Source organism: Jejuibacter sp. L23 (assembly GCF_050815825.1).
In the GTDB taxonomy this organism is placed as follows: Bacteria; Pseudomonadota; Gammaproteobacteria; order Enterobacterales; family Enterobacteriaceae; genus Jejubacter; species Jejubacter calystegiae.
This window is the reverse complement of record NZ_CP138199.1, coordinates 245,068-266,013: the sequence shown is the minus strand read 5'-3', so window position 1 is coordinate 266,013 and position 20,946 is coordinate 245,068. Positions and strand designations below refer to the sequence as shown.

The 20,946-nt window shown below is 56.8% G+C and carries 20 protein-coding genes; 6 read left to right on the top strand and 14 right to left on the bottom strand.

The window, feature by feature from the left end; genetic code table 11:
- Positions 1 to 38 precede the first annotated feature (38 nt).
- Positions 39 to 1,013, bottom strand: a complete 975-nt coding sequence (locus SCU88_RS01230; RefSeq protein ID WP_175342041.1) for a substrate-binding domain-containing protein — start codon at positions 1,011 to 1,013, stop codon at positions 39 to 41.
- Complete coding sequence (locus tag SCU88_RS01225; protein WP_175342040.1) at positions 1,010 to 1,939, bottom strand: ROK family protein; 930 nt, start codon at positions 1,937 to 1,939, stop codon at positions 1,010 to 1,012. Before SCU88_RS01225 ends, SCU88_RS01230 begins: the two co-directional genes overlap by 4 nt.
- Before the next feature lie 292 nt (positions 1,940 to 2,231).
- On the opposite strand from SCU88_RS01225, the gene SCU88_RS01220 reads away from it, so the two are divergent.
- From SCU88_RS01220 to SCU88_RS01205, 4 genes are read left to right on the top strand one after another with little or no spacing between them, the layout of a single operon-like run.
- Positions 2,232 to 3,578 carry an FAD-dependent oxidoreductase gene (locus tag SCU88_RS01220; RefSeq protein ID WP_175342039.1) on the top strand — a complete coding sequence of 449 codons (1,347 nt, stop codon included), beginning with the start codon at positions 2,232 to 2,234 and terminating at the stop codon, positions 3,576 to 3,578.
- A gap of 10 nt (positions 3,579 to 3,588) precedes the next feature.
- Complete coding sequence (locus SCU88_RS01215) at positions 3,589 to 4,884, top strand: Na+/H+ antiporter NhaC family protein (protein WP_138095275.1); 1,296 nt, start codon at positions 3,589 to 3,591, stop codon at positions 4,882 to 4,884.
- 9 nt (positions 4,885 to 4,893) lie between these two features.
- Positions 4,894 to 7,044, top strand: coding sequence for a hydantoinase/oxoprolinase family protein (locus SCU88_RS01210; protein WP_138095274.1), 2,151 nt, complete (start codon positions 4,894 to 4,896; stop codon positions 7,042 to 7,044).
- 9 nt (positions 7,045 to 7,053) lie between these two features.
- Positions 7,054 to 7,704, top strand: coding sequence for a hypothetical protein (locus SCU88_RS01205; protein WP_175342038.1), 651 nt, complete (start codon positions 7,054 to 7,056; stop codon positions 7,702 to 7,704).
- 2 nt (positions 7,705 to 7,706) lie between these two features.
- On the opposite strand, the gene fre is transcribed toward SCU88_RS01205, so the two are convergent.
- Positions 7,707 to 8,408, bottom strand: coding sequence for an NAD(P)H-flavin reductase (gene fre / locus SCU88_RS01200; protein WP_138095272.1), 702 nt, complete (start codon positions 8,406 to 8,408; stop codon positions 7,707 to 7,709).
- A 62-nt stretch (positions 8,409 to 8,470) separates the two neighbouring features.
- Entirely contained in the window at positions 8,471 to 9,940 is a 1,470-nt protein-coding gene (gene ubiD, locus SCU88_RS01195; RefSeq protein ID WP_175342037.1) for a 4-hydroxy-3-polyprenylbenzoate decarboxylase, read from the bottom strand.
- 184 nt (positions 9,941 to 10,124) lie between these two features.
- Here ubiD and rfaH point away from each other — a divergent pair, with 184 nt between their 5' ends.
- Positions 10,125 to 10,613, top strand: coding sequence for a transcription/translation regulatory transformer protein RfaH (gene rfaH / locus SCU88_RS01190; RefSeq protein ID WP_138095270.1), 489 nt, complete (start codon positions 10,125 to 10,127; stop codon positions 10,611 to 10,613).
- A gap of 5 nt (positions 10,614 to 10,618) precedes the next feature.
- Here rfaH and tatD read toward each other — a convergent pair whose 3' ends face one another.
- From tatD to udp, 10 genes are all read right to left on the bottom strand, one after another.
- Positions 10,619 to 11,401, bottom strand: a complete 783-nt coding sequence (gene tatD / locus SCU88_RS01185; protein WP_175342036.1) for a 3'-5' ssDNA/RNA exonuclease TatD — start codon at positions 11,399 to 11,401, stop codon at positions 10,619 to 10,621.
- 55 nt (positions 11,402 to 11,456) lie between these two features.
- Positions 11,457 to 12,257, bottom strand: a complete 801-nt coding sequence (gene tatC, locus SCU88_RS01180; RefSeq protein WP_138095268.1) for a Sec-independent protein translocase subunit TatC — start codon at positions 12,255 to 12,257, stop codon at positions 11,457 to 11,459.
- 2 nt (positions 12,258 to 12,259) lie between these two features.
- Complete coding sequence (gene tatB / locus SCU88_RS01175) at positions 12,260 to 12,790, bottom strand: Sec-independent protein translocase protein TatB (RefSeq protein WP_175342035.1); 531 nt, start codon at positions 12,788 to 12,790, stop codon at positions 12,260 to 12,262.
- Between the two features lie 3 nt (positions 12,791 to 12,793).
- Positions 12,794 to 13,057, bottom strand: a complete 264-nt coding sequence (gene tatA, locus SCU88_RS01170) for a Sec-independent protein translocase subunit TatA (RefSeq protein WP_138095266.1) — start codon at positions 13,055 to 13,057, stop codon at positions 12,794 to 12,796.
- A gap of 72 nt (positions 13,058 to 13,129) precedes the next feature.
- Positions 13,130 to 14,770, bottom strand: a complete 1,641-nt coding sequence (gene ubiB, locus SCU88_RS01165; RefSeq protein WP_138095265.1) for a ubiquinone biosynthesis regulatory protein kinase UbiB — start codon at positions 14,768 to 14,770, stop codon at positions 13,130 to 13,132.
- Positions 14,767 to 15,372 (bottom strand): ubiquinone biosynthesis protein UbiJ, encoded by a 606-nt coding sequence (gene ubiJ / locus SCU88_RS01160; protein WP_138095264.1) that lies wholly within the window; start codon positions 15,370 to 15,372, stop codon positions 14,767 to 14,769. Before ubiJ ends, ubiB begins: the two co-directional genes overlap by 4 nt.
- Before the next feature lie 13 nt (positions 15,373 to 15,385).
- Entirely contained in the window at positions 15,386 to 16,141 is a 756-nt protein-coding gene (gene ubiE / locus SCU88_RS01155; protein WP_138095263.1) for a bifunctional demethylmenaquinone methyltransferase/2-methoxy-6-polyprenyl-1,4-benzoquinol methylase UbiE, read from the bottom strand.
- A 72-nt stretch (positions 16,142 to 16,213) separates the two neighbouring features.
- Positions 16,214 to 17,647 carry a DNA recombination protein RmuC gene (gene rmuC / locus SCU88_RS01150; RefSeq protein ID WP_138095262.1) on the bottom strand — a complete coding sequence of 478 codons (1,434 nt, stop codon included), beginning with the start codon at positions 17,645 to 17,647 and terminating at the stop codon, positions 16,214 to 16,216.
- Between the two features lie 79 nt (positions 17,648 to 17,726).
- On the bottom strand, positions 17,727 to 18,974 hold the full coding sequence (locus tag SCU88_RS01145; RefSeq protein ID WP_175342034.1) for a tetratricopeptide repeat protein: 1,248 nt from the start codon (positions 18,972 to 18,974) through the stop codon (positions 17,727 to 17,729).
- Between the two features lie 94 nt (positions 18,975 to 19,068).
- Positions 19,069 to 19,830: a uridine phosphorylase gene (udp, locus tag SCU88_RS01140; RefSeq protein ID WP_175342033.1), complete on the bottom strand. Its 762-nt coding sequence runs from the start codon at positions 19,828 to 19,830 to the stop codon at positions 19,069 to 19,071.
- A gap of 269 nt (positions 19,831 to 20,099) precedes the next feature.
- On the opposite strand from udp, the gene SCU88_RS01135 reads away from it, so the two are divergent.
- Positions 20,100 to 20,924, top strand: a complete 825-nt coding sequence (locus SCU88_RS01135) for a dienelactone hydrolase family protein (RefSeq protein WP_138095259.1) — start codon at positions 20,100 to 20,102, stop codon at positions 20,922 to 20,924.
- The last annotated feature ends 22 nt before the right edge of the window (positions 20,925 to 20,946 follow it).

Here is a 20,946-nt window from a genome sequence, read left to right as displayed (position 1 = left end):
TGTGGTACTTCCCGCCTGTCAGGGGCGGGTTTTTTATTTCAGGCGCTGGCCCGCGCTACCAGACTGACCGGAAGCAGCGTATTTCCTTCCTGCGCCTCAGCCAGCAGCAGCATGACTGCCCGTCGTCCCAGCTGCTGTTTATCTACGGCAATGGTCGTCAGGGGCGGCGAAGTCCATGCAGCGGCATCAATATCATCAAACCCCACCAGCGAAATGTCCGCAGGGACCCGTAATCCACGCAGTTCGCACACTCTCAACACCACTCGTGCCGCAGCGTCATTGTAGGCAAAAATGGCATCCGGCGGCGTCGGAAGCGCAAGCAGTTCGTTGACCGCCTGGGTAAGCGACTGTTCGGTATCCAGCAGCGGTGGCGCAATGGCCTCGTATTCCGGCGGCATTAATAGCTGCGCCTCATAGAGCGCCTGTCGGTATCCTTTCTCGCGCTGACGAATACTGTAATGCGCCAGCGAACTGGCTAAAAAGGCAATCCGCCGACGTCCCTGCGCAATCAGATGATGCGTCGCCAGATAGCCCCCTAACACGTTATCCGGGTTAACGCACGGCATCCCCGGGGCCCACAGATCGGCCAGCACCAGCGGCAGCTTCATCTGTTGCAACAGCGCCAGCAGCTCGGGCTCAAAAAAACCGGCGCAAATCAGGGCATCGGGCTGATGCAGCATCACCTGTTCGCTAACGGCATCTCCAGGGCCAATAGCAAGAAAGCTGAGCGCAATGCCCTGCTCCCGACAGGTATCCTCAATCCCCAACAGAAGCTGGGAATAGAAGGGGAGCGCCCGGCTGATATTATGCTGACGGTGCAGCAAAAACAGCACCCGTTTGATTTTATCGCTGCGCAGGCGGGTAAAGTCATACCCCTGCTGCTGGGCAACGGAAATAATGCGCTGGCGCGTATCATCACGCAGTCCCGGCTGGCCTTTCAGCGCCCGGGATACCGCGCCGGGCGATACGCCACAGGCATCGGCAATATCTCTGATTCGTACAGGTTTACTCATGCATTACTCGTTTGTGACGTTTTCATCTGCTGCGCCCCCAGCCATGCCGCCCCCCGCACGCCGCTGCTATCGCCGTGACGAGCGCGCACAATAGGGGTATGGCAGTGACCGCCGAAGACATAGCTGGCGACGCGCTGCTGTAAACCGGAATAAAGCTGCTCAACGTTGGAAACGCCGCCGCCCAGAACAATGATATCCGGGTCCAGTATATTAACAATTCCCGCCAGGGAGCGGGCAAGCTGATCGCAATACTGTTCCCAGACGTCAGTCGCCAGCCGCTCTCCCGCCGCAACCCGCCCGACGATTTCCGGCACTATGAGCTGGTTCATCCCCCGGGCAGCATACTGTCGCTCCAGACCACTGCCAGAGATAAAACTTTCAATGCAGTTCGTCTGCCCGCAGTAACAGACAACCGCCTCACCGTCCCGGTCATTCCGGTAACGCGGCAGCGAATTATGCCCCCACTCGCCGGCACAGGCATTCGGTCCGACGATCGGCCGTTGGTCGATACACAGACCGCCCCCGCACCCGGTGCCAAGTATCACACCAAACACCACGCTATGCCCTCTTCCACCGCCATCCATCGCTTCCGATAGCGTGAAGCAGTTGGCGTCATTGGTCACCGCGACTGGTATGCCCAGCCCCTGTTCCAGATCGCGAACGAACGCCTGCTGGTTCAGTACCAGGATATTGGAGTTTTTGATAAGTCCCGTGGAGGGATCTGGCGTACCGGGCACCCCGATACCCACCGTCACCGGCGCTGATGCCTGCTGCTGCGCCAGTTGAATCACTCTGATCACCTCCGCCAGAAACAGGCTATAGCTCTGTTTCGGCGTCGGGTAGCGCTGGCAGTACAGGATCTCGCCCTGTGCGCTTAACAGCGCCGCTTCAATTTTCGTGCCGCCAATATCCAGTCCCAGTCTCATCCTGTGTTTCCTTTACCCGGTGCTCTCAAATCAGGCTACGCATTTTGTTTACTATACACAATGCAATCGCGAAATAAATGTGACGCAGAGGCGGTATAACAACGGGCGTAGGGAAATTGTTTTCCGCGACAGGATTAGATTTTCACTGATAGTTAAATATTGGTCACAGTTTGAAATTAAGTTTATTAAAAACAGAGAGCACCTTCACATTACCCGCTTTCCACCTCTGTACAACAGCCCATCATTGCCCGCAGGATTTCACACGAAATAATGTTTACTAAAAGGTAAGGATATGGAGCACTTTGATGTTGTCGTTGTCGGCGGTGGTTTCTCTGGCAGTATCGCCGCTATTGCCGCAGCACGTTGCCAGGCAAAAACGTTAATTGTTGAAGCGACCTCCTGCCTGGGCGGTTCGCTGACCACCAATGGCGTTAATCCCATGATGACGTTTCATGCCGGTGAGAAACAGGTCATTCGTGGTATTACCGATGAACTCATTAGCCGATTACAGGCCCGTGGAAAATCCCCCGGACACGTTGCGGACCCCGGTCATTTCACCACGACCTATACCCCCTTCGATGCCGAAGCGATGAAACACGAGCTGGAGCTTATGCTGTTGGAAGCGGGCGGCACCCTGCTCTATCACGCCACCCTGGCGGATGTCACCTGCGAGGAGCGCCGGGTTAACAGCATCACGGTCTGCACAAGGTCAGGGCTGATGGATATCAGTGCCACTACCTTTATCGACGCCAGCGGCGATGCCATGCTGGCCACCAAAGCAGGCGTTCCGGTCATCAAAGGTCGCGAATCGGACGGTAAATCACAGCCGATGACCATGACCATGAAAATGGTCAACGTCGACCGCGAAGCCATCCGACGCTATATGCTGGAAAACATCGATAAGCTTAACAATCACTACCGCGCCGATGATGTCCGTAACGCCAGCCGTCTGGCCTGTCACGGATTTATAGAAGAGCTGGCAGCGGCCAGAGCCGCCGGGGAGATCTCGATTCCCCGTGAGGACATCCTGTTCTTTGAAACCAATACCCCCGGCGAGGTCGTGTTTAATACCAGCCGCATCCTCGATCACGATTCCACCGACCCCTGGAGCCTGAGCCACGCTGAATTCGTGGGGCGCCAGCAGTGCCGCGAGCTGGAAGCCTTTATGAAAAGCAGAATACCCGGCTTTGAGCAGGCGCTGGTGGTCCAGACCGGTCCGTCGGTTGGCGTGCGCAGTTCCTGCCAGATAGCAGGCTGCTACCAGCTTACGGCCGAAGATTTGCTGGCGCAGGCGCGCTTTGACGACACCATCGCTATCTCCGGTTATCCCATCGATATTCACAGCCCGGACGGCGAAGGAACAGAGCACGGCAAACTGCCGGAAGGCGGCATGTACGGAATCCCCTGGCGCTCGCTGATTACACAGACGCTGGATAACCTGATCGTGGTCGGCCGCTGCATTTCCGCCACCTTCGAAGCCCAGGCCGCCATTCGCACCACCCCTACGGTCGGCGCCATCGGCCAGGCCGGTGGGATTGCGGCAGCGCTGGTCGCCCGGGCCAGTACCAGCGTGCATCAGCTTCAGGTGTCACAGCTTCAGGACACCATTCGTCAACAACAGGGTTATCTCGACTTCTAAGGAAGCCTTTATGGATATGCTGCATATCATCAGAATCTGCGCGATTCTGTTAACCTTCCTGCTGTTCTCCGGGTTGATGATGACCCGCAAAATGCCCGCTATTCTGGCGTTGCCGATTATGGCGGTGCTGATGCCGCTGATCGCCGGGGCTCCCCTGTTCAGCGCAGACAAAAGCACCTTCTCTATTGCCAATAACGTGCTGACTCAGGGTTCGATGCGCCTTGGCGCGACCATTGCCGCGCTGATTTTTGGCGCATGGTTTGGCGAAGTGCTCAAGAAAATTGGCGTCACAGAAGCACTGGTCCGTAAAGCGGCGGAGCTGTCCGGCGATAAACCGCTCACCATGGCCATTATTTTCTTTATTATCGGAACCATTATCTTCTCATCCAGCGACGGGCTGGGGATGGTGATTCTGGTAGGCAGTATTGTGATCCCCATTCTGCTGACCGCCGGACTGTCGCCACTCACCAGTTGTGTCGTACTGCTTGCCTGCCATGCGCTGGGCAGCCTGTTCTCCGTGAGCGGCTGGGCGCTGATGCACGATCTCTATGGCATTCCCATTGCCGATATGGCCCGCTACGCCGCGCTGTTCGCCATTCCGGCCACTATCGTCTACCTCGCCATGGTGGTCTGGATGGTGAAACGCGACGTCGTAGTACGTAAGGCCTGGTCGATGCCGACTGCCGATACGCTTAACCGCCGCAAGCAGGTCAATGGCCTGGCGCTAATTTCACCGCTGGTGCCGGTCACCATTATCTTTGTCTTTAAAATGGATGTGGTGCCCGCCATCTGCCTGAGCCTGGCAATCTGCCTGCTGCTGGCAAGACCGAAACGCATCACCCATATCCTGGTGAGTAGCCTGGTGGAGGGGATTCAGAATGTCGCGGGCGCTATCGGTCTGATGATCGGCATCGGCATTCTGCTAAATGCCGTCACGGCGCCGCAGGTCAGCGTGGTCCTTAAGCCGCTGATCGAAGCGATCGTTCCTGGATCGCTGTGGGGTTACATTCTGCTCTTCTCTCTGCTTAGCCCGCTGGCGCTCTATCGCGGTCCGCTAAACAGCTACGGACTCGGCAGCGGCGTGGGCGTGCTGATGATGCACGGCGGTCTCTCTCCGCTGGCGACCATGCTGGCCCTGCGTTCGGCTTATCTGGTCCAGGGGCTCTCCGACCCCACCAATACCCATAACGTCTGGTCATCCGATTTCGCCAAAGTGGATGTGAACGACATCCTGCGTGCGACCCTGCCGTGGGCGATGGTCGCGGTACTGATTTCCATGATGATGGCGGGCTACATTGCCTTCTAAGGAGCGGATATGACAACAAAAAAATACCGTCTCGGCATTGATGTCGGCGGCACCTTTACCGATGCGGCGGTGATCGATAATGCCACCTTTGATCTCATCGCCCGGAAAAAGATCCCGACTACCCACCATCACCCCAACGGGGTGGCGCACGGCATCATTACCATTATTCATCAGGTGCTGGAAGAAAATAGCATTTCGCCACAGGAGGTCAGCTTTATTGCCCATGGCACCACTCAGGCCACTAACGCGCTGCTGGAAGGCGATGTCGCAAAGGTCGGGATCATTGCCATGGGCAGCGGGCTGGAGGGAAAAAGCGCCCGCAAAGAGGCGCATATTCAGGATATCCCGCTGGCCGACGGCAAGTTTCTGCACACGTACAATACCTTTCTGGACAGTCGCCAGCTCGATGACGGGACGATTCGCTCGGCGATTAATGCACTTTGCGATCAGGGCGCGGAGGTGATCGTCGCCTCAGAAGCCTATAGCGTCGATGATCCCACCAACGAATTGCGGGTGATCGCTATCGCCGCAGAAATGGGGATCTGCGCCACCGGCGGCCATGAGATCACCCAGCTATACGGTCTGAAAACCCGGACCCGTACCGCCGTCGTCAATGCCAGCCTGATTCCGCGCATGCTGGAAACCGCCAACATGACCGAGCAGGCGATCAAAGAGGCCGGTATCTCTTCACAGTTGATGATTATGCGCTGCGACGGCGGCGTGATGAGCATCGACGAGGTGCGTAAGCGCCCCATTCTGACCATGCTATCGGGACTGGCGGCCGGTGTGGCTGGCGCTCTGATGTATGAGAAGGTCTCCGACGGCATCTTTTTTGAAGTCGGTGGTACCAGCGTCGATATTTCGGTGATTAAAAACGGCAAGGTGATGATCCAGAATGCCCAGGTCGGCGGTCACCGCACTTATCTGCGTTCGCTGGATGTCCGTACCCTGGCCGTCGCGGGCGGCAGTATGATTGTGGTCGATAAAGGCAACATCGTTATGACCGGCCCCCGCAGCGCCCATATCGCTGGCTGCGAATATGAGTGTTTTGCTGAAGCCTCTGCGCTCAATGACAACCCGACGCTGACCTTTATCAGCCCGCGCCCCGGCGACCCGCAAAACTATGCCGCGATCCGCACGGCCCAGGGCAAGCTCTACGCCCTGACGCTGGCGGGCGCCGCTAATCTGCTGGGCTATATCCCCGCCGACGACTACGCCGCAGGTAATAACGCCAGCGCGCGTTTCGCCTGGGAGCTGCTGGGCGAACACCTGGGCATAAGCGCAGAACAGGCGGCACGTCAGGCGCTGGATATCGCTATCGATAAGGTCATGGGGGTGGTGAACGAAATGATTACCGAGTATCGGCTCGACCGCCACTTTATTACCCTGGTAGGCGGCGGCGGGAGCGGATGCGTACTGGTCCCGGCCATGGCGGAAAAGGCCGCCATGAAACATAAAAATGCCCGTAACGCGCCCTATATCTCCACCATCGGCGTCGGTATGGCTATGGTACGGGAGATGATTGAAAAAAGCGTGGTTAACCCGGGCGAAGCCGAAATCAAAAAAATTCGCGCCGAAGTGCTGGAGCGCATCACCCGTTCAGGCGCAAATGAAGCCACCGTGGATATCAACATCGAAATCGATAAGCAAAAGAATATTCTGCGCGCCATCGCGACCGGCGCCACCGAGCTACGGCAAAAAGAGAGCCTGAGCGAAGCGCTGCCCCTTCCCCGGCTCCAGCAAATCGCCGCCGAATCGGTCAATCTTTCCCCTCAGGCTATCTCATCCGCCTGCCAGACCGGCCGCTGGCATCTGTTTTCCGGCATGCGCGAACAGCGCTATCTCTTCGGTCTGCTGAAAAAGAGAATCACCAGCCTGAGCATGCTGGACCGGGAAGGCGTGGTACGGCTGAAACAGGAGAACGCCAACTGGTTAATGTGCCAGCGGGACGAGCTGTCATCACGCTTCGCCGATTTCATCGACGACAATACACGCTACTCGGAAGCCAATGCCGCCATTCCCAAAACCTTTCTGTTCTGGAAGGAAAAAATGCTCGACTTAAGCGGCACCCAGACCAAAGAGCAGATGCTGTCGATTATTGAAATGGAGCTGGATGTGGAAGAACAACAACAGCCTATTATCGCCGTCACCTGGCAGTAAGGGGCCATCATGGAGCAGGAACAGATCAATAAGTCGCTGGCCTGGCTGGATCTACGCGGCGATGCGGTATTTAACAAAATTCCCCCCGCCAGGCGCCGCTACTATCTGGACAGCGCGCTGGCGGCCGGGGAGCGCGCGGCAAGCACGCTCCAGACCCGGGATATTCGCAGCCTGTATGCGGAAAACGGTATCGAGATCAAACTCGAACAGGGGGAAGGACTATTCTTTAGCGTCCGCTTCCGCGCCCAGTTCGAATACAGCGAAGCCAAATCGATACGAAGAGTCACGCTATATCAGCCTTCACTGGAAAGCCTGCGCACCAGTTGCGAGCGTGCGGGACAGCCGGTCACCCTGGAGCAGATTATCGATATTCATCTGGCTCACGAGTTCTTTCATTTTCTGGAACACCACCAGAACCAGCCGGTGGGCGCTACTCTGGAAAAGGTCTGTCATTTTGCTCTCGGCCCCTGGCGCAGCTACTCTACCGTCGCCGCCACCTCGGAAATTGCCGCCCACCGCTTTTGCCAGCGGGTTAACGGACTGGCCTGCTATCCCAGTTGGTATGACTGGCTCTGGCTTATCGACACCGGTAAGCAAACACAACAGGAGAGAGACAGCCTGCTGGCTTCGGCATGGGCCGAGCTGCAACAGGCCGTATAGGATCAAATAAACGCGAAGGCGTCGCCAAACAGCCTGTCTTCCCGGGCCGCTCGCTCGTTACAGAACAGATCCCGGGCAATTTTCGCCATTTCGAAGCGGCCCGCGATATAGATATCGTAATCCGTTAATGAGCCGTAATCCTGCAGCACCGCCGTTAGCACCGTGCCGTTACGGCCGTTCCATCCATCCTCTGGCTGTTCCACTATCGCTTCCACCCGCAGATTGGGATGTCTGGCTTCCAGGTCACGCAGCTCAGGCAGATCGTAGAGATGCTTTGACTCACGACCGCCCCAGTAGATAGTGATATCGCGCTTCGGGTTGCGGGCCAGCGCAGTCAGCAGAATAGAGCGCACATAAGAAAATCCGGTACCACCGGCAATCAGAATCAGCGGACGGCTTTCATCGTCACGCAGCCAGGCTTCGCCGTGGGGGATATCCACCACCACCTCTTTTTTCTCCAGAATGCGCTCCATCACCGCCATGGCGTAGAGATTGAGCTCCGAGGCGCCAATATGCAGTTCGATGAAATCCTGTTCATCCGGGGTAGACGCCATGGAAAAAGGGCGCTTGTCCCGCTCGTCCATGACCACCATCAGATACTGACCGGCCCGAAAGGAGAAATCGCCTTCAGGCAACAGTCGTACCCGGTACACGGTATCCGTAATGGCGTCTACGGAGGTCACTTTACAGCTTAAAATTGTCATGCGCTCCCTCTGTCGGGTCATTAATGCAAAACCTGTACGGTGGGCGCTTACTGCCCCCACCTTTACTTGAAAATGGCCAGTTCGTCCCAGATGGCGTCGATTCTGGCGGTGACGTCAGGATCTTTTTCTATCGGACGGCCCCATTCACGATCCGTCTCGCCCGGCCATTTATTGGTAGCGTCCATGCCCATTTTGGAGCCCAGACCGGATACCGGCGAGGCAAAATCCAGATAGTCGATGGGCGTATTTTCCACCAACACCGTATCACGCGCCGGATCCATTCGCGTGGTTATCGCCCAGATAACGTCGTTCCAGTCACGGGCGTTCACGTCGTCGTCGCACACAATAACAAATTTGGTGTACATGAACTGACGCAGGAACGACCAGACGCCCATCATCACCCGTTTCGCGTGACCGGCATACTGCTTCTTCATGGTGACCACCGCCAGACGGTACGAGCATCCTTCCGGCGGCAGGTAAAAGTCCACAATCTCCGGGAACTGTTTTTGCAGAATGGGGACAAAAACTTCATTCAGCGCCACGCCCAGCACTGCCGGTTCATCCGGCGGACGCCCGGTGTAAGTGGAGTGATAGATAGCATCATCGCGGCGGGTGATATGCGTCACGGTGAAAACCGGGAAGCTATCCACTTCATTGTAGTAACCGGTGTGGTCGCCGTAAGGGCCTTCGGGCGCCATCTCGCCCGGCTCGATATAGCCTTCCAGCACAATCTCGGCGCTGGCGGGCACTTCCAGGTCGTTAGAGACGCACTTCACCACTTCGCTCTTGGTGCCGCGCAGCAGCCCCGCAAAAGCATATTCAGAAAGGGTGTCCGGCACCGGGGTTACAGCCCCCAGAATGGTGGCGGGATCGGCGCCCAGCGCCACAGAAACCGGGAAACGCTCTCCCGGATGCGCCGCGCACCACTCCTGGAAGTCGAGCGCGCCGCCGCGGTGGGAAAGCCAGCGCATAATCAGCTTGTTCTTGCCCAGTCGCTGCTGACGATAAATTCCCAGGTTCTGGCGCGTTTTATGGGGACCACGGGTGACGACCAGACCCCAGGTGATTAGCGGCGCGGCATCTTCCGGCCAGCACTGCATAATGGGAATTTCGGTCAGGTCGACCTTATCGCCTTCCAGAATCTGCTGCTGGCAAGGGGCGCCACGCAGCCGTTTGGTCGGCATGTTCAGCACTTGCTTAAACTGCGGCAGTTTATCGAACAGATCGCGAAAGCCCTTCGGCGGCTCTGGCTCTTTCAGAAAGGCCAGCAGTTTACCCACCTCGCGCAAGCTGGAGACATCGTCCTGCCCCATGCCCATCGCGACGCGCTTCGGCGTGCCGAACAGATTGCAGAGAACCGGCATGGTATAGCCCTTCGGGTTCTCAAACAGAAGCGCCGGGCCACCAGCCCTGAGAGTACGATCGGCAATTTCCGTCATTTCCAGGTGCGGATCGACAGGTAACGTTATACGTTTAAGTTCGCCCTGCTGTTCCAGCAGCGCAAGAAATTCGCGTAGATCGTGGTATTTCATCGTGATTTATTGTGTCCGGTTAAGTGCTGCATTATACGGCGTTCGTCGCTGTGATGCTGTAATTTTGTTAATCCCTGGTGAAATTCTGGTCCCGGTATTGTCCCCGACCTAAGAATGGGCTTAACTATCACTGCAAGGGCTGTTTTGTTATGCTTTTGCGCCTGTTCATCTAAAAAGAGTCATTATGCGATCCTGGTATTTACTGTACTGCAAACGGGGGCAGCTACCGCGTGCTAAGGAGCACCTGGAGCGACAAGCCGTTAACTGCCTGACTCCGATGATCACGCTGGAAAAAATGGTGCGTGGTAAACGAACCGCGGTCAATGAACCTCTGTTCCCGAACTATTTGTTCGTGGAGTTTGACCCTGAGGATATCCATACCACAACGGTCAACTCTACCCGCGGCGTGAGCCATTTCGTGCGTTTTGGTGCGCAACCCGCCAGCGTGCCGGAAAAGGTCATCCACCAGTTGCTGAACTATCAGGCCGAAAACATTACCGATCCGGATACCCCATGGCCCGGCGATGCCGTCGTGATTACCGAAGGCGCCTTCGAAGGCCTGGAAGCCATCTTTACCGAGCCGGAAGGCGAAACCCGCTCCATTCTGCTGCTCAATCTGCTTAACAAGCAGGTCCTGCAAAGCGTTAAAAACACCGATTTCCGAAAGGTTTAGCCCCCTCAGAACGCCACGCCAAACAGATTACGCACATTCTCATCAGTAGCCTGCTCAAGCCAGGCGCGATCTTCGCCGCGCCAGTGAGCGACCCGTTCGAGGATGTGCGCCAGAAAAGCAGGTTCATTACGGCGTGAAACCGGTACTGGCTTCAGATCCCGGGGCAGTAGCCAGGGGGCGTCTGTTTCCAGTAACAGACGCTGCGCCGGAATCACCGGCAGCAGCTCCCGCAATGCCAGACCGCGCCGTTCGTCGCAAACCCAACCGGTAATCCCCAGATAGAGACCGCGCTCCAGGCATTCCATCGCTTCTTCACGTGTACCGGTAAAGCAGTGCAACACGGCCCCCGGCAGCTTATCCAACCAGGGGTCGAGCAATGCCAGGAAACGCTCATGGGCATCCCGACAGTGCATAAAGACCGGCATTTCCAGCTCCGCTGCCAGCTGTAGCTGGGCGGTAAAAGCCTGTTCCTGCTGTCGGGGCGTGGAAAAATTGCGATTAAAATCCAGCCCGCATTCGCCAATGGCAACCACTTCATTCCGGGCAGCCAGAGCACGCAGCCGCGTCGCGCTCTCTTCATTCCAACCGCTGGCATCATGGGGGTGCACGCCCGCCGTTGACCAGCAACGATGATGTTCCTGCGTCAGTTGCCAGGCCGCTTCGCTTTCGTCCACGCTGGTGCCGGTGAGCAACATGCCGCGCACGCCAGCTTCGCTGGCCCGTGCGATCACGGCATCGAGATCGCTGGCAAACCGGCTGCTGGTCAGGTTAACACCGATATCAAACATGGGTTTTCTCCGTAAAAAAACCGCCCGTGATGGGCGGTTCGTTTGCTGTGACCGATTACTGCTTCGGCGTGTCTGTTCCGTCGTCGGACGTCGATTCGGCTTCGTCGTCATCCTCTTTGTCATCCGCAGAGGGGCGTCGTTTACCGACATAGAAACGAGAGAAAAAGACCCCGATCTCAAACAGGATGTACATCGGTATCGCCAGCAGCGTCTGAGAAAAAACATCCGGCGGTGTGAGTATCATACCCACCACAAAAGCCCCTACCAGCACATAGGGACGTTTCTTCTTCAGATCTTCCGGTGTGGTCACCCCCATCCAGCACAGCAGCACAATGGCCACCGGAACCTCAAAGGAGACGCCAAAGGCCATAAACAGCGCCATGACGAAGTCCAGATAGCTGGTGATATCGGTCGAGATCACCACTCCGGCCGGCGCGGTTTTGGTCAGAAAACCAAATGCCAGCGGGAAGACAACGAAGTAAGCGAACGCCATGCCGAGATAAAACAGCAGTGAGCTGGAAACCAGCAGCGGTACCACCAGGCGACGTTCGTGCTTATAAAGCGCCGGAGCCACAAAGGCCCAGACCTGATAGAGAATAACCGGTGCCGACAGAATCACCGACACCATAATCGTCAGCTTGATCGGGGTGAAAAACGGTGATGCCACGTCAGTCGCGATCATGCTGGCGCCCTGCGGCAGCTGCTTAATCAGCGGATCGGAAACCAGCTGGTAGATGTCATTCGCGAAATAGACCAGCGCCAGAAAGATCGCCAGAATGGCGAGCAGGCAGTTCATTATCCGCTTACGCAGCTCAATCAGATGAGTGATTAACGGTTGGGTATCTTCAACGGCCATGTTCAGGATTTGTCATTGGTGGATTGAGAGGAGTCGCGACGCTCCGGAGCCGTTTCGGGCCCGGAAGCAGTCGTCGTTTCAGCGTTCCCCGCCTCCGGCGCAGGCTCCGCAGTGTGCGGTTTCTGGCTCGGCGCATCGGCCTGGCTCGCGGCTTCACCGGGCGTAGTGCCTGGCTGAGCCCCTTCAGTCACCGGATTGTGAATGGAGTGGGCCTCGTCGCTCGCCTTTTCCGGATCGTTGGCGGTATAAGAGCGCTTCATGGCCTCGGCGGCCTGGCGTAGCTCGTCCATCGACTCCTTAAGCTCCGGCGTCAGGTTGTCCATGCTCGCCTTCTCAACCTTTTTCAGGCTGTCCTGAAGCTCCTGTAACTTAAACTCCTGAGTCAGCTCATTCTGAACGGTGGTCGCCAGGGAGCGCAGCGCACGAATCCAGCCGACAACGGTTTTCACCGCTACCGGCAAACGCTGCGGCCCCAGCACCACCAGACCGATGATAAAAACCAGCAGAAGCTCGCTAAAACCAATATCGAACACGGCTTATACCTGATCTTTGTGCTGGCTTTTCTCGGTGTCCTTGCTGGTCTCTTCAGCTTTGTCAGAGATCGATTTCGCGGTGAAGTCAGCATCCTGCTGATCCTGCTGCGCGTTTTTCGCTTTATCGTCGTCGTCGCTCATGGCCTTTTTAAAGCCTTTGATGGACGCACCGAGATCGGAGCCCAGAGAGCTCAGCTTTTTGGTACCAAACAGCAGCACGACGATGACGGCAATAATGACTAATTGCCAGATACTGATACCACCCATAATGTTCCCCAGTGACTATTACGCGTAACGCGCCGAATTATACGACACCCGTACGCTCTGTGACGATGTAAATCAGGTGGTACGCCGCCAGCCTGTCAGCCACGCGACGATACCTCCTGCCATTAACCCTGCGGGAAGCCATTCCCACTCCGGTTTGTTTATCAGCAATAATGTACCGCTTAATATCAACGTAGCCCCAATGCCCAGCAGATAGCGTGACTGCCCCTGACGAGCCCGGTGGCTTTGATTATCCCGGGCGATTTTATCAACACTCTGCTGCAATTGCTTGCCCTGGCGCAAACTGTCGTAAACCAGTTCCGGTAATTGCGGCATTTTTTCCACCCAGAACGGCGCGTTTTCTTTAAATGCCCGTATCAGCGCCGGCAGACCGACCTGATCTTTCAGCCAGGACTCCAGGAATGGCTTAGCCGTTTTCCAGAGATCGAGCTGTGGATAAAGCTGACGCCCGACGCCTTCCACATAGAGCAGCGTCTTCTGCAACAATACCAGTTGAGGCTGCACTTCCATGTTAAATCGGCGCGCGGTGTTGAAAAGATTAAGCAGCACGTGACCAAATGAGATCTCGGAGAGCGGTTTCTCAAAAATGGGTTCGCAGACGGTACGAATGGCGAACTCAAACTCCTCGACGTTGGTATCGGCCGGTACCCAGCCGGAATCCACGTGCAGTTCCGCCACCTTGCGGTAATCGCGATTAAAGAAGGCGATAAAGTTTTCCGCCAGATAGCGCTTATCCTCTTTATTCAGCGACCCGACAATCCCAAAGTCGATACCGATATATTGCGGATCCTCCGGACTCTCGTAGCTGACAAAGATGTTCCCCGGGTGCATATCGGCATGAAAAAAGCTATCGCGAAACACCTGGGTGAAAAAGACCTGAACCCCGCGCTCCGCCAGCAACTGCATGTTAGTGCCGTTTTTTTCCAGCGACGGAACATCGGATACCGACATCCCGTAGATGCGTTCCATCACCAGCATCTCCTGGCTGCAGTAGTCAGAGTAAATCTCCGGCACATAGAGCATCGGGCTGTTTTCGAAGTTACGTCGCAACTGAATACCGTTGGCGGCTTCACGCAGCAGATTCAGTTCGTCCAGCAGAGTCTTTTCATACTCGCGCACCACTTCCACCGGTCGCAGACGGCGGCCATCCGGCAGCAGATGCGGCACCCAGCGAGCCAGGCGGTAGATCAACTTCATGTCCGCTTTGATAACCGGACGAATATCCGGGCGGATCACTTTGATAATGACCTCTTTGCCGGTCTTCTTCAGACGCGCGGTATGTACCTGAGCGATAGAAGCCGAAGCCAACGGCGTGACGTCGAACTCATCAAACCAGGTTTCAACGACTTGATCGCCCATGGCTTTTTCAATCAGCCGCTTTGCCTGATGGCCGTCAAAGGGGGCGACTCTGTCCTGCAGTAGCGCCAGCTGATCGGCAATTTGCGGCGGAAACAGGTCACGGCGGGTGGACAGCATCTGGCCAAACTTAATCCAGACCGGCCCCAACTCCTGGAGCGCCAGCCTCAGACGCTCGCCGAGCTGCTTATCTTTATGGCGATTCGGGATCCAGAACACCAGCCGACGCCACAGGCGCAGCGGCAGCGTGATACGCATTTTGGGGATAAGCTCATCGAGCCCATAACTCAAAAAGGTCCGGATAATAAAGTAGAGGCGCCGTAGTTCTCCTGGCGTCATTTGCCCTCCAACTGATCCATCCGTTTACTCAGCGCCTCTACCGAACGCGCCAGGGCATCCGTTTCTTCAGCAAACCAGGCCACTTCCAGCGGGCCCGGCGCCAGACGCCACTCTTCGGTCAGCGCGTCCGCCAGGTAGTGACGATCGCGATCAAACCGTTTTTTCAGGAAGTGCGCGCCGCCGCGTACCACGCGCCCCACGCCTTCGGCGGCAATATCGCCAATCCAGGGGGCCAGCAGCTCGGCGGGATCGAATTCCGCCAGGTCAATCAGCGCCACAAAGTTCTGGACGACCTGAATATCGCCCTGAACCTCCAGCTCTCCGCTCTTAATCAGAGCAGTAAGCTGCTGGCGGTCGCGCAATTTAGGTAATGTGCCGGGGCGGGTTATTACGGTGCAGTCGGCCTCCCCTTCCCAGGCGCCCAGCACGTCGATCTGCTGTTCGCTAAAAGAGAGCACCAGCGGCGTAGAGAAGCCAGAAAGCGTAATCCGCAGCGTCCGCCCTTTCAGGCGCTGACGCGGCGACTTCAGCGCATCGCTCCGCCACAGGAAGCTATTCAGTACATTTTCCACCGTCGCGGTGATGATGGGTGTCAACGGCACGCTCCCCTCCGGTTCAGAACTTGTAGCCACGATGCAGGGCAACAATTCCCGCGGTCAGGTTGTAGTATGAGGTTTGCTCGAAGCCCGCCTCTTCCATCATCGATTTCAGGGTTTCCTGGTCCGGATGCATGCGGATAGATTCCGCCAGATAGCGGTAGCTTTCGGCGTCCTGAGCCACCACTTCGCCGATGCGCGGCAGAATGTGGAACGAGTATGCGTCATACGCTTTGCTCAGCGGATCGATAATCGGTTTGGAGAACTCCAGCACCAGCAGGCGGCCACCCGGTTTCAGCACCCGGTACATCGAACGTAACGCTTTGTCTTTATCGGTAACGTTACGCAGGCCGAAAGAGATGGTGATGCAATCGAAGCTGTTGTCCGGGAACGGTAGCGCTTCGGCGTTGGCCTGCACATATTCCACGTTGCCCACCACGCCAAGATTGCGCAGCTTTTCGCGCCCCATCTTGAGCATCGATTCGTTAATATCCGCCAGCACCACCTCACCGGTTTCGCCCACCAGGCGCGAGAACTTCGCCGTCAGATCGCCGGTACCGCCAGCCAGATCCAGCACGCGCTGGCCGCGGCGCACGCCGCTACAGTCGATGGTGAAGCGCTTCCACAAACGATGAATTCCGAAGGACATCAGATCGTTCATGACGTCATATTTCGCCGCGACGGAGTGGAACACCTGCGCCACCATATCGGCCTTCTGCGCTCTTGCTACCGTGCGGTAGCCAAAGTGTGTCGTTTCTTGTGAATCTTCAGCCATCTCAAGAGTCCGCTTAGTCATAAATTATTTGAGGAGTGTATCAGATTGGGCGTCACGGGGTGTAAAGGTTCGTTAACCTTCCCCGGCACCGCGCCGCGGTGAATCTGCCCCCGTCTGGAGGTCATTCCCGTCGTCATACTCTGCCAGTCGGGCGGCGGCCTCTTCATCATCCTGAAGCGCATTCGCCACCAGATCCGGATTAATCTCGCGTTTCACCTCTACGCCCAGCCCGCGAAACGCTTCGGCCTGCACCAGCAGGTTGCCGCGCCCGCTGGCCAGCTTTTTCATCGCCTGACGGTAGTTATCCTGGGCTTTATCCAGGCTCTGGCCAATGGCAGACATGTCATCGACGAACAGACGCATCTTGTCATAAAGACGCGCGGCCCGTTCGGCAATTTGTTGCGCATTTCGGCTCTGATGCTCATAACGCCACAGATTGGCAATAGTGCGCAGTGCCACCAGCAGCGTGGTAGGGCTGACCAGCATAATATTGTGCTGTAGCGCCTCGCCAATCAGCTCCGGCTGGCGATCGATGGCGGCCAGGAAAGCGGGCTCCACCGGAATAAACATCAGCACATAGTCCAGAGAGCGCAGTCCGGGGAGCTGCTGGTAATCCTTACGCCCCAACTGGCGGATATGGCTGCGAACAGACGCGATATGTTCGCTCAGGGCCGTCTCACGGGTATAGTCATCGTCAGCGTTGAAGTAACGCTCCCAGGCCACCAGGGTCATTTTGGCGTCAATGACCACATCCTTCCCCTGGGGCAAACGCACAATGACGTCCGGCTGCATCCTGCTGCGGTTATCGAGCTGGATATTCACCTGGGTCTGATATTCATAACCTTCACGCAACCCGGAAGCTTCCAGCACCCGGGTCAGCACCACCTCGCCCCAGTTACCCTGAGTTTTATTATCCCCTTTCAGCGCCCGGGTCAGGTTTATCGCCTCCTGAGCCATCTGCGCATTCAACTGCTGCAGGTTGCGGATCTCATGCGTCAGCGTATGGCGCTCGCGGGCCTCCTGACCAAAGCTGTCCTGCACCTGGCGGCGGAAACCGTCCAGTTGTTCGCGTAGCGGCGTCAGCAGGCCATGCAGACTCTGGCGATTCTGCTCATCCACCCGACGGTTGCTCTGCTCGAAAATACGGTTGGCCAGGTTTTCGAACTGCTCGCTAAGGCGATGTTCGCTGTTGGCCATCTGGCGCACTTTTTCCTCGGCGTTCAGGCGCGTCTCTTCCAGCCGGGTACTTAGTTCACGCAGGTCAGCTTCCTGCTCGCGATTGATCTCTAATTGGTGGCGCAGTTCGCCATTCAGCCGCTCGCACTCTTCGCGCCAGTACTCGCCCTGGCTTAGCTGCTGGCGCGCCGCCATCAGCTCACCGTAGATATCGCGCTGTTCTTCCTGGCTCCGCGCCAGACGCTGGGCGTTGCGCAGACTTGCCGCCAGCCAGCCGACGGCCGCACCGGCCAATACCAGAGCCGCCATCAGTAAAAGAGAGAGATCCAAAGTCGCCTCCTGCCGAACTTATCGGGTCGAGGCTCAATTGTGCTGTACAGATGTCCAGATGAAAAGGCGTTTTCTGCCCTCACCTCAGAAGATGAACCCTGACCTTCCCCTGGTTATAGCCTTCCGCCAGGAAGAAGGGTACGGACAGCCGCCACACCCCCGCCTCCACTGGCGCATCATAACGGCAGCGCTCCCCCTCTATTTCCAGCTCCAGCGCTTGCTGGCCTCCTTCCGGGGCAGAAGAGGGGCCGGAAAACACCGAATACCCCGCATTGCTGCCAACGTGGAAGGCGCGGGCCTGCCAGCGTATTGGCGGATGCTCCGGCCAGGGTTGCGCATGATGGAAATTAAAGAGTTCATCGTGATTCAGGATACTGTTACGCACGGTTGCCCACAGTACCGATCTTAAAAAATACTGATCGGTAAAACGGGCGTTTCCCTCATACTGCACACAAAACTGACGTATCAGCGCGTCGATATCAGGAATGATCCCCGTGTAGCCCCCCCACATCCCCGCCAGTAGCAGTTCGGTATGAGTAAAGTAATCCCGCATATGGTGGAAGTAGCAGGGAGAGGCAATCCAGGCCTCTACGCTTGCCTGCTCTCGTTCGGAAAGTAGCGAATCGGCATCACGGATAATAAATCGCGTTACCTGCGGATCGCTGGCCACCAGAAAACGCCACAGCGTGGGAAAAAGCGTTTTTTCTCCACTCATATCCACCAGTTGTACCTGCTGCTGACGCAGCCGCTGCCAGACATGTGATGGAACCGAATCATCCAGATAGATCCGACAGGTCCAATACGGAAATAGCTCCCGGGCCACAGCCACATTTTTGATCAGGGTTTCGCAGTAACGCGGGAGTCTCCCATACAGGCTGAACGCAATGATATTTTTTTCTGGATCCCTGGGGTCGAAAGGAGGCGGTGCCCCTTCCGGAATAGGCCAACTGGCACCCTGGCCGAAATGCTGGTCGGACAAGGTCAGCGATTCATGACCAAAACGTCGAACCTCATCCGCTTTATTCAACCAGCCACAAACCTCTGTCAGGCCATCCAGCCAGGTTGCCGATGCCTGGCTACGCTGCGCAGACCGGTAGATCCGCAGATAACTTTGGTACGCTTTTTCGTACTTCTCCATCCGCATCAGGCAAAGCGCATAATCGCTAAGGACCTGGAGGTTATCCGGCATGACGGAAAGAATCTGCTCACAGCAACGCGCAGCCTGAGCATAATCCTGCTGTGCCATCGCACTACGAAATTGTGCCGCGATGGCGTAAAACCGCTCCTGTTTTAAAATCTGGGGAGGGCGTCTGAATCCTGAACGCATATTCTGTCCCTTTGAGTTATCGTCCAAAGATCCATTGTTCACCAGTCAGACAACAGACGAAATAGTCCCGCCCCGAAATTTGTATCTTTTACAATCAAACCAGACGTCGGGCGGCCTCCACCACGATGTTAATGGCATGGCTTTCGGTCTGCTTCATAGTTTCAGCATCAGGGATCTCCTGCTGAGTGCGGTTAACGATCACCCCGGCCACCATCCCGGCATGCAGCCCCTGGCTGGCACACATGGTCAGCAGCGTGGCGGATTCCATCTCGTAGTTCATCACTCCCATCTGCTGCCACTCTTCCATCGAGCCCTGGAAGCGACGGGTCACACGGCCCGAGAAAGTGTCGTAGCGCTCCTGGCCGGGATAGAAGGTGTCGGATGAAGCCGTCACGCCAATATGGGTTTCCACACCCAGCGCCTTCGCCGCTTCAACCAGCGCCGTGGTGCAGGTGAAATCGGCGACCGCCGGGTATTCCAGCGGCGCAAAGTGCAGGCTGGCGCCGTCCAGGCGCACCGAAGCGGTAGTGACCAGCACATCGCCGACGTTGATATGGGGCTGGATGGCGCCAGTGGTGCCAACCCGCAGGAATGTACGAATGCCCAACTGCGCCAGCTCTTCAACCGCAATCGAGGTGGATGGTCCACCGATACCGGTAGAGCAGACAATCACCGCTTTACCGCCCAATTCCGCCCGCCAGGTAGTGAACTCACGGTGCGCGGCCAGCTTCACCGGTTTTTCCATCAGCACGGCAATTTTCTCTACCCGCTCCGGATCGCCGGGCACAATAGCAAGCGTCGCTCCCTGCAGGTCGCTTTTGGTAAGACCAAGATGGAAAACATCAGACTTTGACATGGCAGACTCCTGGATCATGGTTGGATTGCGGTTAGACCATGGCTACTCTAACCAACCTAGCCGGTTATTTTCGTGACCTGTTTCACCACGGATGAAACAAATTTCATTTAAACGACATAAAAAGGTGACATCAATCACAAACAAAGACCACTCGCCCCCTGTCCTGTAGCGGAATGCCGACTTTTGCCACACGCGTGCCTTATTGTCTCAGACTATAGTGATTTGATTACGCTAAAAAATAGCTCAAAAAAACAGGTACGGAGAATGCCATGACCGACAGCACGACACAGAACAAGCCTGGCGCCGGATTCGCACCGGCGGCGTCCCCCGTCGCGACCTCTGCGATCCATACCTCAGCGGATGAACTCCATGCGGGCGAAACCTCTATCCCCAGCCAGGGCAAAGAGATGCCCGCTTACTTTGCTCGTCCTAAAGAGCCCGCAGAAAATCTGCCCGTGGTTATCGTGGTTCAGGAGATTTTTGGCGTACACGAACACATCCGCGATCTGTGCCGCCGCCTGGCCCTTGAGGGCTATCTGGCTATAGCGCCGGAGCTCTACTTCCGTCAGGGCGATCCCAATGACTGGGACGATATTCCCACCCTGTTCAGCGAACTGGTCAGTAAAGTGCCGGACAGCCAGGTAATGGCCGATCTCGACCACGTCGCCAGCTGGGCGGCACGCCATGGCGGTAATGCCAACCGCCTGCTCATCACTGGCTTCTGCTGGGGAGGACGCATCTCATGGCTGTACGCCGCCCATAATCCGCAGCTAAAGGCGGCTGTGGCCTGGTATGGACGACTGACGGGAGATAAAACGCTGAACTGGCCGAAACAGCCCATCGATATTGCGACCGATCTGAATGCGCCGGTCCTGGGGCTGTATGGCGCGCAGGATACCGGTATTCCGTTGGATAGCGTGGAGAGCATGCGTCAGGCGCTGCGCGCGGCAAACGCCAATGCAGAAATTGTGGTTTACCCCGATGCGGGACACGCCTTCAACGCCGACTACCGCCCCAGCTACCACAAAGAGTCCGCCGAAGATGGCTGGCAGCGCATGCTGGCGTGGTTCGAACGTTACGGCGCCGGTAAGTAACCCAAAACAGAAAAGCCCCTCA